The 17,285-nt window shown below is 62.5% G+C and carries 13 protein-coding genes; 8 read left to right on the top strand and 5 right to left on the bottom strand.

Annotated features, from left to right (window positions below; all coding sequences use genetic code 11):
* Window positions 1-75: 75 nt before the first annotated feature.
* The 3 genes from SJY08_RS19885 to SJY08_RS19875 all read left to right on the top strand — a co-directional run bounded on the left by SJY08_RS19885 (window position 76) and on the right by SJY08_RS19875 (window position 3,748).
* Window positions 76-1,629 carry a sugar ABC transporter ATP-binding protein gene (locus tag SJY08_RS19885; protein WP_377277779.1) on the top strand — a complete coding sequence of 518 codons (1,554 nt, stop codon included), beginning with the start codon at window positions 76-78 and terminating at the stop codon, window positions 1,627-1,629.
* A 50-nt stretch (window positions 1,630-1,679) separates the two neighbouring features.
* The gene (locus tag SJY08_RS19880; RefSeq protein ID WP_054150306.1) at window positions 1,680-2,651 is read left to right on the top strand and encodes an ABC transporter permease; all 972 of its coding nucleotides are present in this window, start codon (window positions 1,680-1,682) and stop codon (window positions 2,649-2,651) included.
* 80 nt (window positions 2,652-2,731) lie between these two features.
* Window positions 2,732-3,748 (top strand): zinc-binding alcohol dehydrogenase family protein, encoded by a 1,017-nt coding sequence (locus SJY08_RS19875; protein ID WP_377277776.1) that lies wholly within the window; start codon window positions 2,732-2,734, stop codon window positions 3,746-3,748.
* Window positions 3,749-3,809: 61 nt separating this feature from the next.
* Here the strand turns inward: SJY08_RS19875 and SJY08_RS19870 are convergent, their stop codons facing one another.
* Together SJY08_RS19870 and SJY08_RS19865 are read right to left on the bottom strand one after the other, a co-directional pair.
* The gene (locus tag SJY08_RS19870; RefSeq protein ID WP_300888628.1) at window positions 3,810-4,418 is read right to left on the bottom strand and encodes an alpha/beta hydrolase; all 609 of its coding nucleotides are present in this window, start codon (window positions 4,416-4,418) and stop codon (window positions 3,810-3,812) included.
* 61 nt (window positions 4,419-4,479) lie between these two features.
* Window positions 4,480-5,409, bottom strand: a complete 930-nt coding sequence (locus SJY08_RS19865; RefSeq protein ID WP_377277774.1) for a ring-cleaving dioxygenase — start codon at window positions 5,407-5,409, stop codon at window positions 4,480-4,482.
* 123 nt (window positions 5,410-5,532) lie between these two features.
* Between SJY08_RS19865 and SJY08_RS19860 the strand changes: the two genes are divergently transcribed.
* Window positions 5,533-6,444, top strand: a complete 912-nt coding sequence (locus SJY08_RS19860; protein ID WP_377277772.1) for a LysR family transcriptional regulator — start codon at window positions 5,533-5,535, stop codon at window positions 6,442-6,444.
* A 6-nt stretch (window positions 6,445-6,450) separates the two neighbouring features.
* Here SJY08_RS19860 and SJY08_RS19855 read toward each other — a convergent pair whose 3' ends face one another.
* Window positions 6,451-7,137: a type 1 glutamine amidotransferase gene (locus tag SJY08_RS19855; RefSeq protein WP_377277770.1), complete on the bottom strand. Its 687-nt coding sequence runs from the start codon at window positions 7,135-7,137 to the stop codon at window positions 6,451-6,453.
* A 157-nt stretch (window positions 7,138-7,294) separates the two neighbouring features.
* Between SJY08_RS19855 and SJY08_RS19850 the strand changes: the two genes are divergently transcribed.
* The gene (locus SJY08_RS19850) at window positions 7,295-7,972 is read left to right on the top strand and encodes a GntR family transcriptional regulator (protein WP_300888632.1); all 678 of its coding nucleotides are present in this window, start codon (window positions 7,295-7,297) and stop codon (window positions 7,970-7,972) included.
* A 30-nt stretch (window positions 7,973-8,002) separates the two neighbouring features.
* Here the strand turns inward: SJY08_RS19850 and SJY08_RS19845 are convergent, their stop codons facing one another.
* Window positions 8,003-10,708: a cation-transporting P-type ATPase gene (locus SJY08_RS19845; RefSeq protein ID WP_377277768.1), complete on the bottom strand. Its 2,706-nt coding sequence runs from the start codon at window positions 10,706-10,708 to the stop codon at window positions 8,003-8,005.
* 389 nt (window positions 10,709-11,097) lie between these two features.
* On the opposite strand from SJY08_RS19845, the gene SJY08_RS19840 reads away from it, so the two are divergent.
* Window positions 11,098-15,348, top strand: coding sequence for a hypothetical protein (locus SJY08_RS19840; RefSeq protein WP_377277766.1), 4,251 nt, complete (start codon window positions 11,098-11,100; stop codon window positions 15,346-15,348).
* 36 nt (window positions 15,349-15,384) lie between these two features.
* Here SJY08_RS19840 and phnF read toward each other — a convergent pair whose 3' ends face one another.
* Window positions 15,385-16,104: a phosphonate metabolism transcriptional regulator PhnF gene (gene phnF / locus SJY08_RS19835; RefSeq protein ID WP_054150297.1), complete on the bottom strand. Its 720-nt coding sequence runs from the start codon at window positions 16,102-16,104 to the stop codon at window positions 15,385-15,387.
* Between the two features lie 102 nt (window positions 16,105-16,206).
* Between phnF and phnG the strand changes: the two genes are divergently transcribed.
* Together phnG and phnH are read left to right on the top strand one after the other, a co-directional pair.
* Window positions 16,207-16,677, top strand: a complete 471-nt coding sequence (gene phnG, locus SJY08_RS19830) for a phosphonate C-P lyase system protein PhnG (protein WP_069042818.1) — start codon at window positions 16,207-16,209, stop codon at window positions 16,675-16,677.
* On the top strand, window positions 16,677-17,285 hold the full coding sequence (gene phnH / locus SJY08_RS19825; RefSeq protein ID WP_377277763.1) for a phosphonate C-P lyase system protein PhnH: 609 nt from the start codon (window positions 16,677-16,679) through the stop codon (window positions 17,283-17,285). Before phnG ends, phnH begins: the two co-directional genes overlap by 1 nt.

The following is a 17,285-nucleotide window of genomic DNA, read 5'->3' as shown; positions in this document are numbered from 1 at the left end:
CGTCGCGCGTGCCGAACCGGAAACAGCAGACGCGGGAGGCGTCGGCCGCTTCCACTGATTTACGGGAGGAATGATATGACTTCGCTGCACGATGTGAGCCACCGGCACGATGACGCGCCGGAACTGCTGGAGACCGATCGCATCCCGCCGGGAACGCCGATCCTCGAGCTCATCGGCCTGCAGAAGAAGTATGGTGCCGTCGAGGCCCTTAAGCCCGCGACCGTGAGTTTCCTCGCCGGAGAGATTTACGCCATCGTCGGCGAAAACGGCGCCGGCAAATCTACCCTCATCAAGCTCCTGACCGGCGTCATTCCGCGCACTTCGGGCGAGATCCGCTGGTGCGGAAAGCCCGTGGCGCTCGCTACCCCGAACGAGGCAATCCAGCGCGGCATCAATGCGGTGCACCAGGAAGTCGTCCTTTGCGCGCATCTGACAGTCGCGGCCAACATGTTCCTCGGTGACGAGATGTCCTCGGGCGGCATCATGCGCCAGCGCGCCATGACAACAGCCGCGCAGAACGTGCTCGACGACCTCGGCTTCAACCTGCCCGCCGGCGAAATCCTCGGCAACCTGACGATCGGCCAGCAGCAGCTGGTCGCCACCGCCCGCGCCGCGATGCGCGGCATCCGCTTCCTGATCTTCGATGAGCCGACGGCCTACCTGACCCGTCAGGAATCCGCCCAGCTCTTCCGCCTCATCCGCCGCCTGCAATCGGAAGGCGTGACCATCGTCTATATCAGCCACCGCATGGAAGAGGTCTTCGAGCTCGCCGACCGCGTCTCGGTCCTGCGCGACGGCACCCATGTCGGCACCCGCCTGATCGGCGAGACCAACGACGCCGAACTTATCTCACTGATGATCAACCGTTCGATCGAGCAGATCTACCACAAGGAAAAGCTGCCGATCGGCGCCACCATCCTCGAAGCGAAGGGGCTCTCAGGCCCGGGCTTCTCGGATGTCTCGCTCTCGGTCCGCTCGGGCGAAATCGTCGGCCTCTATGGCCTGATCGGTGCCGGTCGGAGCGAATTTGCGCTCGGCCTCTACGGCCGTCACAAACTGACAGCAGGCGAAGTCTTCTGGGACGGCAAGAAGGTGATCATCGACACCGAACGCAAGGCGATGGATCTCGGCATTGCGCTCGCCCCCGAAAGCCGCCGCGACCAGGGCCTTTGCCTCAACCTGCCGATCGGCCTCAACATCAACCTGCCGGTTTTCGGACGCTTGAGCAGAGGCCTCACCATCAGCCCGAAGCTCGAAGCCGGAAACGCCGACAAGCAGATCAACGATCTGAAGATCAAGACGCCGACCCGTGCCGTGCTGGCCTCTGCCATGTCCGGCGGTAACCAGCAGAAGATCGTAATCGGCAAGTGGCTGAGCCATGGCGCGCGCCTCTTCATCTTTGATGAGCCGACCGTCGGCGTCGACGTCGGCACCAAGGCGGAGATCTATCGCCTCTTCGCAGAACTCCTGAAGCAGGGTGCAGGCATCATCCTGATCTCGTCCTATCTGCCCGAGGTCTACGAACTGGCCGACCGACTGCATGTCTTTCGTCAGGGGAAACTGGTGGCGAGCCATGACTATCGAACCGCATCGCATGAAGACGTGCTGACCGAGGCGATCGGCGTCTGAGACGAGATCCCCGAAAACACCGATATGAAAAGACGACTGGGAGGACAAAGATGAGCACCGACACCACCGAGACCAAGGTCGCACCGAAGAGGGGCATGAGCATCCTCTTCAGCCTCACGCTGCTCGGCCTCTTGCTCTTCCTCTGGCTGCTCCTTGGCTTTGCCACCAACAGCTTCTGGACGCCGAACAACATCAGCAACCTGCTGCGTCAGGGCTCGATGACAGCAATCCTCGCCGTCGGTCAGACCTTCGTCATCATCACCGCCGGCATCGACCTTTCGGTCGGCGCAGTCGTCGGTTTTGCCAGCGTCATCCTCGCCTGGCTGCTGGCCGCCGGCCTGCCGGTCTGGCTGGCGATCATCCTCACCCTCCTGATGGGTGTGGCGATCGGAAGCTTCCACGCCTTCGGCATCGTACGCATGGGTCTTCCCGCCTTCATCATCACGCTCGCAACCCTCACCTCGCTGCGCGGTATCGGCCTATTGATCACCAACGGCTCGACGATCTCGATCTCGAACGAGGCGTTCACCAACTTCGCCCGTGCCGACTTTCTCGGGGTACCGAGCCTGTTCTGGATGGTCATAGTCGTCGCCGTGCCGGCCTATATCTTCCTGCACCTGAGCCGCTGGGGCCGCTATCTTTTCGCGGTCGGCTCCAACAGCGAGGCGGCCCGCCTGTCTGGCGTCAACGTCAACCGCACGATCTACATGGCCTACATCCTGTCCTCGACCTGCGCTGCCTTCGTCGGCATCCTGCTTGCCTCGCGCATCGGGATCGGCAACGCCACGCAGGCCGAAGGCTGGGAACTGCAGGCAATCGCCTCCTCGGTCATCGGCGGCACCAGCCTCTTCGGCGCCGTCGGCTCAGTCCAGGGCCCGCTGCTCGGCGCCTTCATTCTGGCGACGATCAACAACGGCGCCAACCTGATGAACGTGAACTCCTTCTGGCAGCGCATCATCACCGGCGCCCTGATCATCCTGATCGTCTATTTCGACCAGCTGCGCCGCCGCGGCAGCCGCTGAGAATTTCCCAAGGTGGGGGTGCCGCGAATGGCATCCCCTTTTTTTCGTCAAACCTTGCCGGGCAGCCAAGAGGAACAAGCATGAAGGCCGCATTATGTGTCGAACCGGGCCGTCTCGAAATCGTCGATCACGATCCGGCGCCACGTCCTAAAGCAGGCGAAGCCCGCATTGCCATCAGCCATGTCGGCATCTGCGGGACCGACTACCACATCTTTGAAGGCAAGCACCCGTTCCTCGAATACCCTCGCGTCATGGGCCACGAGATCTCGGCAACCGTCGTGGAGGCTGGAGAGGGGGTCGATCTGCCGACCGGCACGAGGGTCATCGTCAATCCCTACATCGCCTGCGGCACCTGCATCGCCTGCCGCAAGGACAAGCCCAATTGCTGCACCAACATTCGCGTGCTCGGTGTGCACACAGATGGCGCAATGTGCGAGGAGATCACGGTACCCTCGGGCAACCTTTATCCCGCTGACGACCTTTCCCCGGAAGCGGCGGCCACCGTCGAATTTCTGGCCATCGGCGCGCATGCCGTGCGTCGCTCCATGGCTCCCGCAGGCTCAAAAGCACTGGTTATCGGCGCCGGTCCCATCGGCCTCGGCACGGCGATCTTCGCACGTATCGCTGGCCACGAGGTAACCCTCCTCGATACCAGCCAGGAACGCCTGAGGATGGCAGCCGATCGCCTCGGCTTCACATCAGGGCTGATCGCCGATGACAGCCTCGAGTTTGCGGTCGCGGAATTGACCGGGGGAGACGACTTCGATGTGGTCTTCGATGCCACCGGCTATCGCCCCTCGATGGAACGCGCATTCCGCTTTGTCGCCCACGGCGGAAGCCTGGTGCTGGTCAGCGTGGTGAAGGAGGACATCACCTTCTCCGACCCCGAATTCCACAAGCGCGAGATGATGCTGATCGGCAGCCGCAACGCGACCCGCGTCGATTTTGATCATGTCCGCAAATCGATCGCGGATGGTCTCGTGCCGATCGACCAGCTGATCACGCATCGCACGACGCTTGCAGATCTCGCCTCGGATCTGCCGCGCTGGGCGCGGGAGAAATCCGGCCTGATCAAGGCTCTGATCCGGATTGGCTGAAATCCGGATATGAAGAAGCCCGCGGTTCTGACGCGGGCTTTTCATTTGAGTGTTCCTGATCTCAGGCCTTCTGCAAGAAGGCCGCGATCGCATCGACCTCGCCTTGCGATACCTCATGCCCGCCCTGATGCAGGAAGGTCTCGACAGACACCCCTTGCGCCTCGAAGTAGGAGACCAGACGCTCGGTGAGCGGCAGCGGGCAGATTGGGTCGCGCTGTCCTGCCGTGACCAGCGCCGAAAGGGAGCCAAGCCCCGGCTGTAACGGCGGATCGAAGGGGATCAGCGGATGCATCAGGATCACGCGATCAAGGAGATCAGGCGCCTCGAACAGGACCGAAGCCAAGATATTGGCGCCGTTCGAATAACCGAGCCCGTAGATCGGTCGATCCGGGTTCTTCTCCTTGTGAGCGCGGATGAAGGCCGCCATCTTCGCCGTTCTCGCTGCGAGATCGGCCATGTCATAGACCCCTTCACCGGTGCGCTTGAAGAAGCGGGCGGCCCCGTATTCCGACACGTCGCCGCGTGGCGAGACGATCCCGGCCTCGGGCAGGATCCGGTTCACGAGCCCGGGAAACTGATGTTCGTCGCCGCCGGTGCCGTGGAATGTGAAGACCAGCGGTGCGGCACCCTGCGGCGCCTGGTAGAGGTGGGTGTAGCTATCGAGTGCCATGATGCTTTCCTCCGCAACAGGGACGACGCCTGACAGTTCAGGCGCCGTCCTCGCTGTGCGATTAGTCCTTAATCGGGGTCAGATGGGCTTCGATCTGCGAACGATACTGCTGATAGCGGGTCGGCAGCTTCAGCGCCTCACCGAGATGTGCGGTATCTTCGTCACGGTTGAAGCCAGGTTCGTTCGTGGCGATTTCGAACAGCACACCACCCGGTGTGCGGAAATAGATCGCCCAGAAGTAATCGCGGTCGATGACCGGCGTGACCTGATATCCCGTGTCGAGCAGCGCCTTGCGCACCTCGAGCTGGGCGGCCCGGTCTTCGACGGCGAAGGCAACATGGTGAACCGATCCGGCGCCCTGCTGGGCATGCGATGCGCCCGGCAGCACTTCGAGATCGATATAGTCGGCACCATTACCGCCGGGGACTGCGTAGCGCACGAAGTCACCTTGGCTGTCGACCGGCTGGTAGCCCATGAACTTCAGGAGTTCACCCGTGGCACCTTCGTCGCGCAGCCGCATGGTGACGCCGCGGAAGCCATGAATGCCTTCCGAGACCGCAACCGGGCCGGCAAACGGCACGCGGCTGTCGCCATCGACTTCGGCAAGAGCAAAGCCATCGCCATCGGGACCGGCAAAGCGCAGACGATTTTCACCGAACAGCGAATAGGAACCGAGCTGCTTCACGCCTTCCTTCGACAGGCGCTCCTGCCAGAAGCCGAGCGTGCCCTTCGGCACGGAGAAGACGGTCTCCGACACTTCGCCGGCACCGCGACCACCTTTGCCCATATTGGCAAACGGAAAATAGGTCATGACCGATCCGGCATTGCCGACTTCGTCGCCGTAGTAGAGGTGATAGACATCCGGCGCGTCGAAGTTGACGGTCTTCTTGACCCGGCGAAGGCCAAGCGTCTTGGTGAAAAAGTCGTTGTTTTCCTGGGCATCCGCAGCCATGGAGGTAACGTGATGCAGGCCCTTGATCTGGGTAAGCATGGCTCTGATCCTTTCCCGGCACTCGCGCCGGCCTTGTTCTGTTGAACGGAATATGGGCCATGGCTTTTCTGATGTGAACAGTTGTAATATTGCGGATATTATTTCACTGGGAGCAATAATCAGATGGGCGAGCTCGAAGCGATCAGAACGTTCCTGACGGTTGCCAGCCAGAGCAGCTTCAGCGCCGCAGCCCGCCTGCTCGGCATGACACCCGCCTCGGTCACGCGCACGATCTCTAGCTTGGAGGAACAGCTCGGCGTCCAGCTTTTGCTGCGCACCACGCGCAAGGTATCGCTGACCTCGGCGGGTGCCGCCTATGCCGCGCGTGTTGCACCGCTGGTCCAGGGCCTCGCCCGCGCCACGGAGGAAACCCGGGATCTGCAGAAAGTGACCGCCGGTTCGCTTCGCGTCTCGGCCCCGATGTCGCTCGGCATGAAAGTCCTGCCGACGGTCCTGTCACAGTTTGCAATCATTCATCCACGCACCAGCGTCGCGATCGAACTCTCGGACCGCTTCATCGACATCGTTGAGGAGAACTACGACCTCGCGATCCGCATTTCCGGTCCGCCGACCGACAAGTCGACGATCTGGCGCAAGATCCGCCCCGTGCCTCGGCTGCTGGTCGCCGCGCCCTCCTTCATCGCCCGCCATGGCATGCCTGTTATGCCCGAGGACCTGAGCGGGCTAGAATGCCTGAGCTATCACGATCAGCTGAAGACGGAGACCTGGGTACTCAGCCGGCCAGGGCAGACGAGAACGATCGAAGCCAAGGGCCGTTTCTCGATCAACAACGGAGACTTCCTCTGCCGGCTCGCTGTCGCAGGCGAGGGCATCGCGCTGTTGCCACGTTTCATTATTGAGGAGGACTTGCGTGCCGGCCGGCTGGTCGAGGTGCTCCCCGACTGGAGCACACCGGAAATATGGCTGACGCTCTACTATCCGCCTTACGAACAGCTGCCGCTGAGGGTCGCGACCTTCTCGGACTTCTTCGAAGCCTTCATCAAGGAAAGCTGGGACGGTGGACAGACCGTGTGACTGCAGTCAGCGGTCGCGCCCGAGAAATTCGCCGATTTCCTGAGCGATGCGGTCCGTCGCGATCGGAACGTCGACCTTCTTCACCTTCTCGAAGAGCGGCTCGGGGATGGCAGCCTTGCGCGCCTCCGCCAGCCCCTCGAAGAAGCGCGGCGAAAACTCCGGATGCGGCTGATAGGAGAGACCCCAATCGCCGTAGCGGATGACGGCGTTCTCGCAGGTGTCGGTCTTGCCGACGACTTCGGCTCCCTCGGGTACCTTGATGACCTGGTCCTGATGCCAGGCAAGCAGCACCTGCTCTTCGCCCGTATCGGACCGCTTGTAGGTCACCGGACCGGCAGACCAGCCCCCCTTGAACTTCTCGACATGCCCACCGAGTGCCTTGGCCATCACCTGATGTCCAAAACAGATCCCGACCATGGGCACCTTGGCCGCATGCACCTGGCGAATGAAGTCCTCAAGCTTGCGGATCCAGTCATGGTCCTCGTAGACGCCGAACTTGGAGCCGGTCAGCAGCCATCCGTCGACCTCGGTCGGACTTTGCGGGAACTCGCCGTCAACGACGAAGTAGCGCTTGAACGAGAAGTCGAAATCGCCCAGCAGCGCGGCGAACATATCGGCGTAATTGCCATACTCGCTCGCGAGTTCGGCGGGTGAGTGACCCGTAACGAGAATGCCGATTGTCTTGGCGGTCATGTGGGCTTCCTGAAACATGCGAAAAGAACGGCCTTTGGGCCTTGCACTCCGTCCATCTATACCAAATGCTAGTTTGATCAAATTTCAAGAGGGTGCACGGCTATTCGGCGCGCCTTGACCACGATAGCAGCGAAAAGGCGGGATCTCGATCTGAACCATGGCATTTGAAGAAGGCAAGGCAGAGAAATCGTTGAAGCAGCGGGTCTACCGGACCTTGCGCAGCCGTGTGATGTCAGGCGCGGTGGCTCCAGGCCTGCCGATCACCATCAACGGTGTGGCCGAAGATCTGGCCGTCAGTGCCATGCCGGTGCGCGAAGCGCTGCATCGTCTCGTGGCCGACGGAGCCCTGGAATATCTCGACAATCGCCGGGTCCGCGTGCCGGAAATGACGCTTTCCAAATTCGAGGAGATCATTGCCGCCCGCATCGCGCTCGAGACACTGGCAGCGACCAGGGCCTTGCCGCATATCGACGCCGAACGGCTCGAACGTCTGCAGGTGATCGATACCGCGATCGACGACGCCTATGCGGCGAACGATCTGCTGCGCTCGACGGAACTCAACTTTCTTTTCCATCGTACGCTCTACGAGCCCGGAGCGAGTGGTGTCATTCTCGATCTGACGGAATCCGTCTGGTTACGTCTCGGCCCGTTCATGCGCCTGGCCACGGCCAAGCTGGAAGAAAGCTACCGAATTGACCGGCATGCCGAGGCACTGGACGCGATCCGCGCAAGGGATCCTGATGCGCTTTCGGCTGCAATCGAAGCAGACATACAGGATGGGGTCGGCCACCTCGGGCGGCACTTCCTAAAGGAAGCAACTGTCGCCGCCCGATGACCTGTCGCGCTTGATGCACCGGGACGAGCGTCAGCCCCGATTGCGGAATGCCAAACGCATCTGCTTTTCGATTTCCACCAGAGCGAAGAACACGGCCCCGATCCCGACGATCAGCAACCCGTCCTGCAGGGGAACGCTCTGCGTCCCGAACAGGGATTGCATGAAGGGCAGATAAGTGACGGCGAACTGGGCAACCGATACGGAGATCACGCAGATCCAGACGACCTTCGTCCCGCGCACGGCCTGCCAGGTGAGCGATGTTCCGTAGATATTGCGGATGAAGAAGACGTGGAAGATTTCCATGACGACCAGGGTGTTCATCGCCATCGTGCGTGCGAGCTCAATCGGATAACCCCTGTCCAGGGCGTAGAAGAAAATTCCGAAAACCGCAGCGGCAAAGAGCACGGAAACGAGCAGAACATGCCAGATGAGGTCGCCGGTCAAAAGCGGCTCGTCCCGCCGGCGCGGTGGTCGCCGCATGGTACCCTCTTCCGATGGCTCGAAGGCAAGCGCCAATCCGAGCGTAGTCGCCGTGACCAGGTTGATCCAAAGGATCTGGACGGCCGTGACCGGGAGCGCCAGGCCGGCAAAGAGCGCGACGATGATGGTTCCCGCTTCGCCAGCATTCGTCGGCAGGGTCCAACTGATCACTTTCTTGATGTTGTCGTAGACGGTGCGCCCCTCACGAACGGCGGCGGCAATAGAGGCGAAGTTGTCGTCCGCCAGAACCAGCTCGGCGGCTTCCTTCGCCGCTTCGCTGCCCTTCACGCCCATCGCGATCCCTGCATCGGCCCGCTTGAGGGCCGGCGCATCGTTGACACCGTCACCGGTCATCGCGACCGTCAAGCCCTGGGACTGGAGCGCGGTGACCAGCCGCAACTTGTGAGCCGGCGAAGTTCGAGCAAAGATATCGGTCTCGGCGGCGGCAAGCGATAGCGTGACATCGTCCATGCGGTCGAGATCCGCTCCGGTCAGCACCCGATCGGTGTTCTTCAACCCGATCATTCCGGCGATCGCCCGGGCAGTCGCAGCATGGTCGCCAGTGATCATCTTCACCCGGATGCCCGCCTGATGGCAGTCGGCCACAGCGACAATCGCTTCCGGGCGCGGCGGATCGATCAGGCCCACCAGGCCGATCAGCGTCAGCGTGCCGGGAAGCTCGGCCTGGACAAGATGCGCCCCGCCGCTTGGTGGAGCGCCGACGGCAACAGCGAGCACGCGCTGCCCTTCAGCGGCAAGAACCTCGACCATGTGTTCCCAGTATGGCGCGTCGAGCGCTGCCGACGAGCCATCCGGCATGCGCTGGGTGGCGCAAAGCTCGAGAACGGCCTCTGGCGCACCCTTTACATGGACATGCCTGTTGTTCTCGTCATCGACGTGAAGAACGGCCATGTAGCGATGCGCGGCATCGAAGGGGATGGCATCGATCCGTCGCCAACCTGCGGTGAAGGGATCACTGCCGCCACCGGTGATCTTGCCCGCAAGCGCCATTAAGGCCCCTTCCATGGGGTCGCCTTCCACGCGCCAGGCGCCATCAGCCGAATGCAGCACGGCGTCATTGCAGAGCCCGGCGGCACGCGCGAATTCGGAGAGAACGGCGTGGTCTTGCGGATCGACATCGGCGTCGTTCCAGCGGACGGCACCTTCCGGTGCGTAGCCTTCTCCATCAACGGCATAGACATGGCGCGCAGCCACGAGGCTTGCCACGACCATTTCATTGCGCGTCAGCGTACCAGTCTTGTCCGTGCAGATCACGGACACCGAACCCAGTGTCTCGATCGCCGGCAGTCGTCGGACGATCGCATGGCGACCAGCCATCGCCTGGACACCGACGGCAAGTGTGATCGTCATGACCGCCGGGAGACCTTCGGGGATCGCTGCGACGGCAAGACCGACAATGGTCATGAACAGTTCATCGAAAGGAAGATGCCTGACAACCAGCCCGTAGGCGAGCAGCATGCCCGATATGATGAGGATGAAGAGGGTAAGCCAGCGCGCAAAGACATCCATCTGCCGAACGAGCGGCGTCGAGAGAGACTCCACTGCCTCCAGCATCCCGCTGATCTTGCCGATCTCCGTTGCCATGCCAGTCGCGACCACGACACCCTTGCCCGTCCCCGTGGCAACCAGCGTTCCGCTGAACAGCATCGAACTGCGATCACCCAGAACGGAATCGGCCGAGACGGCTTCGCCGGTCTTGTCGACAGGCACCGATTCCCCCGTCAGGGCCGCCTCCTCGACCTTCAGGCTTCGCGCTTCCAGCAGTCGCAGATCCGCGGGAACGCGATCGCCGGCCTCGACCAGCACGATGTCTCCCGGCACGAGATCGGCGGCATCGACCGAGGTCCGGCGGCCGTCACGAAGCACCGCGGCATGCGGCGCCAGCATGACCCTGATCGCATTCATCGCATCTTCGGCACGACCTTCCTGCAGATAACCGACGACGGCATTGCCGAAGACGACCGCGAGGATGACGCCCGTATCGATCCAGTGCTGCATGAAACCTGTGACCGCTGCGGAAGCCAGCAGGACATAAATCAGGACATTGTGGAACTGCGACAGAAAGCGGACGACGGGGCTGCGCTTTGGCGCTGCAGGCAGACGATTGGCACCATGGACCTCCAGCCTTCGCTTGGCCTCCTCTGCCCCGAGCCCCGCGACATCCGTATCCATCGCCTGGAGCACCACCTGCGGCGGCAGGGCATGCGGCATAAAATCTGCGGTTCTGTCGTTCATCCCAGTCCTCTGCGCATTTCGATTCTCGAACAGGCCCGCTGAAGAATGGCCTCGGCAGCCCTTGCGGGTACTGCATCTGCTGACGTGCGGGAGAATGTCGTCATGATAGGCCTCTCGCCTTGATCTATGACAATTCTGGACGATGCCGGCCTCGGCTTCGCGCCTCGGACGCCTGCCGGCGACAACCAACCGGGAGGTGTGGAAGCACAGGCTCAGGCAAGCCTTGCGGCTTAAAAGCAGGTGGTCCTGCGCGATGTCCTCAGACCCGCCAGACAAGACTTTGTGCCGGAAGGTGTTGAAAAGGTTGAGACGCATTGCCTCGATCGGCTGCATGCCAACCGGTGGAACACATTTGAGCACATTCGTTTCAGAACAAGAGGCCGATAGCGATGACGTCGATTTCCCTGCTCAGCCCAGCCCAGATCCGGGCGCTCCCCAACTCGACGGTTAGCTCCTGGTCAGACGACGAAATCAGCCAGCTGTCGAGCACGCAGGTAGGCGCCCTGACGTCGTCCCAGATCTCGGCACTGCAGACGGAAGCCGTCGCAGGCCTGTCGACGTCGCAGTTGAAGGCAATCGCGCCCCGTTCGATCACTGGCCTGACGCTGGACCAGATCACCGCCCTGTCGACTGAAGATGTTTCAAGTCTGGTCGCCTCCCAGATCGCGGCGATGTCGGCAAGCCAGCTCGGCGGGTTGTCTTCCGAGCAGTCCGAAGCCTTGACCCCGGCACAGGTCGCCAGATTGACCGCAACGCAACTGAGCGCTTTCAGCCCGGAAGACCTCGCGACGTTTTCGCCGGAAGACATGGCGGCGATCAACACGGCTGCCTTGCGCGGGCAATCTGCCGAGAGACTGGCCGGGTTCAGCACGACCCAGATCGCGGCCTTGAAACCGAACCAGATCGCAACGCTCACGCCGACCCAGATCGCAGCGCTCACGCCCCAACAGGTCGGCGCCTTTTCGAACCAGCAGATGGCGGCCCTGAGTGCAACCCAGGTTGCAGCACTGACATCCGACCAGCTTGGCGCGCTCTCCGCGACGCAAGTCGCGGCCATTTCGCCGCGCGCGATGACTGGCCTCTCGACCACGCAGATTGCAGGTCTTGGCAATGAAAAGGTCGGTGCGTTGACCACGGCGCAGATGGCAACGCTGACCTCGAAGCAACTGCCCGCGTTCAGTACCGAACAGGTGGCCAATTTTTCGACAAGCCAGATTGCAGCGATCAATCCACGCGCCATGTCGGGTCTTTCGGTAGACCAGATCGCGGCTTTGTCGCCGGATCAGATGGCGAGCCTCACCGGCGCTCAGATTGCCGCTCTCACCCGCACCCAGATGTCAGCCTTCAGCGAAGAGCAGCTGGCTGCACTCACCGCAACCCAGATCAGGGCGCTCAGCGCGACACAGATCGCAGCCATGCCGCCAGCGACCGTCGCGGGCTTTACCGCAACACAGATCGCAGCACTCACACCGAAGGCCGTCGCTGGCCTGAATGCCGAGCAACTCGGCGCGATGAGTGTCGATCAGCTCAAGGGGCTCAGCACCTCTCAGATCGCGGCCATGACCGCAACCCAGATCGGAAGCCTGTCGAGCGACAAGGTCGCTGGTCTTTCGGCTGCCCAGATCGGTGCGTTGAGTTCGTCTGCCGTCACGGGCCTTACGCCTTCGCAGATCTCCGCCCTGACCCCTAGTCAGATTGGGGCAATGTCGAGCGCGCAGATCACGGCACTGAAGACCACGCAGGTCGCAGCCTTCACGGCAGACCAGATCGCGGGCCTCACGCCAACGCAGATCCGCGGCCTGACAGGTCCACAGCTCGCCGCCATGCCCGAGAACGTCATCACGGGCTTTTCGGACGAACAGATCGCAGCCTTGAGCACGCGCGCCATCGCCGGTCTGACGGCCGAGCAGATTGGCGGGCTGTCGATGGATCAGCTGGACGCATTGAGCACCAGCCAGATCGGCGCGATGAATGCCACTCAGATCGCAGCATTGCCGCAAGAGGCCATTGAGGCGATGAGCCCGGCGAAGATCGCAGCCATTAGCGCAAAGGCGATCACCGGTCTGACATCGGAGAATCTGGCCTCGCTCGCACCGGCCCAAATCGCCGCCTTGACTGTCACCCAGATCAGAGGCCTCAAGGCCGACCAGGTCTCCGGCCTGACGGCGTTCCAGACCGAATCGATGACCAACAGTCAGATCACCGCCTTGACGGCGGCGCAGCTGTCGGCACTGTCGGTCGACGCTGTGAAGGTCTGGTCACCGTCGCAGCTTGCTGCGGTCTCACCGACCTCGATCAGCGGATTGACGACCGATCAGATCACCGCGCTGAACGACAGCCAGATCGATGGTCTCACCGCGGCACAGATTTCACGGATGAGCGGGCCGCAGATCGGCGCCCTGTCCAAGGAGCAGCTTGCAGCCTTCCTTCCGACCGAAATTGCGTCGATCTCCGCCAGCGCCATCTCATCGATTTCCGCGGACAAGATCGACGGTTTGAGCCTCGAGCAGATCGCAAGGCTGACCACGGCTCAGATTTCCGCCATGAAAAGCGAGCAACTGGTCGCCTTCACGCCCACGCAGCTTGCATCATTGACTTCCACCCAGCTGCAGGCCGTGACCTCCGCGCAAATCGCGGCCCTTTCACCGAGCAACATCGCATCGCTTTCACGCGAGCAGATTGCCAGCCTCTCCGCGCGCAGCATCGCGTCTCTGAGCAACGAACAGATCGCGGCCATGTCCGCCGATCAGATCGATGCCATGACGGCGACCCAAATCTCGGGCCTCACGGCAAGTCAGCTTGGCGCGATGCGCAAGGCAGACATCCTCGCCTTCCTGCCGGCAGAAATCGCAGCCATCAACACGACTGCGTTGAGCAGCCTCGATGCAGAGACCATCGCGGCCCTCAGCATTGACCAGATTGCCGCCATGACCCCGGCACAACTGGGCGCCCTGAGCACGGACCAGGTCGCAGCCCTGACGCCAACCCAGCTTGACGCCATGAGTGCAAAACAGCTGGCAGGCTTCGGCGCAACGCAGGCGACAGCGTTGACGACGGCGGCCTTGGGCGCCCTGACGCCGGATCAGATCGCAGGCCTCAGCACGGCTGCGATTGCCGCGCTCTCGACGACCCAGATCGCGGCCCTGTCGACAATCCAGATCGAAGCCCTGACCACCGCACAGATAGGTGCCCTGACGGCCACACAAGTGGCCGCCCTGACGCCGACCCAGCTGAGCAACCTGCCGGCCACGAAACTTGCCGCGATCAGTGCAACCGGCATTGCCGGGCTGACCACGCAGCAGATCGCCGGTCTGGGAGCGGATCAGATCAGCGCCTTGACGGCCGCACAGATCGGGGGATTGACCCCGGCACAGATCGGCGCGATGACGCCCCAGCAGGTCACGCTCCTGTCCAACACCCAGATCGCAGCATTGAGCGCCACTCAGGTCGCCGCATTGACCAACGACGCCCTGGCCACTCTGACGAGCGAAAAGATCGCGGCACTGACGGTCAAGGCGATCCCTGGCCTGACGGCGACACAGATCGCCTCGATGTCGACCACGCAGATCGAAAGCATGAGCCAGGCCCAGATTGCAGCGCTCACCTCGACGCAGATCGGAGCACTTTCGTCGGCACAGCTGGCGACCTTCTCCAACGCCGAACTCGCCGCGATTGCCCCCACAGCGTTTCCCGGCCTGTCGGCAGCCAACATCGCGGGCCTCAGCCAGGAGCAGATCGGTGTTCTTACCGCCGCCCAGATCGGCGCCTTGACCTTCGACCAATTGAACGCCCTGCGTCCGGATCAGCTTGGCGTCATGACCCCGACCCAGATCGGAGCCCTGACGGCGACCCAACTCGCCTCGCTTTCGGCAGGAACCATTTCCGGTCTATCCGCCACCCAGATCGCAGCCATTTCAACCAAGGCCATCGCCGGCTTGAGCACGGCGCAGATCGCAACGCTGACCGCCAGCCAGATCGACGCGATGACTTCGGCGCAGTTCGGTGCCTTGAATGCGACCCAGTTGTCGGCATTCAGTCCGACGGCACTCGAAACACTGACCTCCGCCGACATTGCGGCCCTCTCGCCGAGCGCGGTAGGAGGGCTCTCGCCGACAGTGTTTGCCACCCTGCAGCCAGAGCAGATCGCGTCCCTGACAACGGGTCAGGTGGCGGCGCTGAGCTATCACCAGCTTCGAGCGATGACCCAGGATCAGATCGGTGCCATGACGACGGCACAGATCGGGGCGATGAACGCCGTCCAACTGGCAACACTGGGAACGGACAGGGTCGGCTGGCTGACGACGGACCAGATCTCGGCCATGGATCCCAAGGCGATTGGTGGTCTGAGCGTGGCCCAGGTCAGCGCCCTCACGACCGCCCAGGCGGAAGCCTTGACGCCTGCACAGGTCGCGGGGCTCAGTTCGGCACAATTGACGGCGATGGGTGCGAACAACCTGCGGACCTTCTCGACCGAGGATCTGGCAGCCATCAGTCAGCAGGCGATCCCCGGGCTGACAGTCAGTCAGATTTCCAACATGACGTCGGCGCAGCTTCAGGCGATCACGACGACACAGTCGAACTACTTGAGCCCGGACCAGATAGCCGCCGTGCTCGCGGCTTACCAGGCGGCTGGATCCTGAAGACCTGGCTGAGGTCGGCCAGCGGTCGGCCTCAGCTCAGTTTCGGATCGTGAACTGAACGCGATCTGCCGGGAAACGGGTGACCGCATACTGAATCGGGCAGCCTGCCGGATCGGTATTCAGCGCACGGGTAACCAGTACGATGGCGCCTGGCGTCAACTCAAGATGCACGACGTCATCAGGCTCTGCGTGGACGGCTGAGATCTCGGTGACCTCACGGACGTAGTCATCGACACCACAGCGAGAGAGCGCCCGGGTGATCGAACCCGTTTCGGCAAATGCCGTGTCGATGCCAGCAAACCGCTCTGCCGGAAACCACATGGTTGAGCGTGAGACGGCACGACCATCGGCCTTTCTGATGCCATCGAGCCGCAAGACCTCGTCGCCTGGATTAAGTTTCAGGCGCTTGACGAGATCGGCGGAGGCAATTTCGCGAGCGGACGACAGCAGGATCCCCTTGAGATCACGCGCCTGCTCGCCAATGCCTTCGCTGAAGCGGGTACGCCTCCCGATCGGAAAGTCGAACTTGTCGCGCTGGGTAATCATCGTGCCGCGCCCTTGGGCCGCGCGCACGATGCCTTCTTGGGCGAGCGCCGCCAGTGCCGCGCGCACCGTGTGGCGGTTGACGCCGAATTCCTCCGCCAGCGCCGTTTCCGCCGGCACCATGCCCGTCTTGTCATAGAGACCTGTCAGGATATTGGCGCGGATCCGATCGGAAATCTGGCGCCAAAGGGCCACGCCCTTCTGTCTCTGCATCACGGAAACACCGCCCCCTGTCACAAGCTTGTCACGACCACGCGTTACTCATAAAGTAACTTGTATGGTTGTCTATATTACTAGACATTTCGAGGACTGACAATGGAAAAAGCCACCGACATCGATCGCGGCGCCCAGACCGCCAGGAAGCGGATCGTCGATCTGCTTGCCAGGGCCACGCTCGCCGAACTTCAAGACGCCCTCACCGCCTTCGACCCGGCACCGGTCTACACTGCCCTGCGCGGACCCGAAACTGGTCTCGTGATGGTCAAGGGCCGCATCGGCGGCGGCGGTGCCCCTTTCAATCTCGGCGAAGCGACCGTCAGCCGCGCGAGCATTCGGCTCTCTGACGGCCGGATCGGTCATGGCTACCGGCTCGGAACGGACCGCAAGTCAGCACAGCTTTCGGCCGTGCTCGACGCGCTGGCGCAGGACGAAGCGGGCCGAGCCCTGGCTGAAACACGCCTCCTGGCACCGCTCGAAGCACGCGTCGCGGCGGAAGCCGCAAAGCTCGAAACCGAAACGGCCGCCACGAAGGTCGATTTCTTCACCATGGTTCGCGGAGAAGACTGATGCTCGAAGTGACTGAAAGCCTCGACGGCGGTTTCCCGGATGCCGTTACCCACGCCCAGACGGTCTTCCGCAGCGTCATGGACGCCATGGCCCGCCCCGGCAGCATCGGTGTGGTCGACGTGACTGTTGCACCACCCGCCCCGCTCGGTATCGCGGCTGGCGCCCTGCTGCTGACTCTGTGCGACCACGACACGCCGATCTGGGTCACGCCTGTTCTCGCCAAGTCCGCCCTTTCAGGCTGGATCGGCTTCCACACCGGCGCTAGCCTGACGTCCACAAAGACGGATGCCAAGTTCGCCTTCGTCGAAGCAGGCGCGCCGGTCCCGTCGCTGACACAATTTGCGCTGGGAACCCAGGAATACCCTGATCGTTCGACGACGCTGGTCGTCGAGGTCCCATCGCTCGAGGGCGGCAAGCCTCTGCAACTGTCAGGCCCCGGAATTCGCGACACCGCCGTCATCGCTCCGAAAGGTCTGCCCGAAACCTTCCTGCGCCAATGGGCCGACAATGGCGCCCTGTTCCCGCGCGGTGTCGACATGGTGCTGACCGCGGGTCGCCGTTTCATCGCGCTGCCGCGCACGACCAAGATCCGTGAGATGGAGGCCTGA

The organism is Rhizobium sp. R86522 (assembly GCF_042466255.1).
Classification (GTDB): Bacteria; Pseudomonadota; Alphaproteobacteria; order Rhizobiales; family Rhizobiaceae; genus Allorhizobium.
The sequence above is the reverse complement of the archived record's forward strand: the minus strand, read 5'-3'. Positions and strand labels throughout refer to the sequence as shown.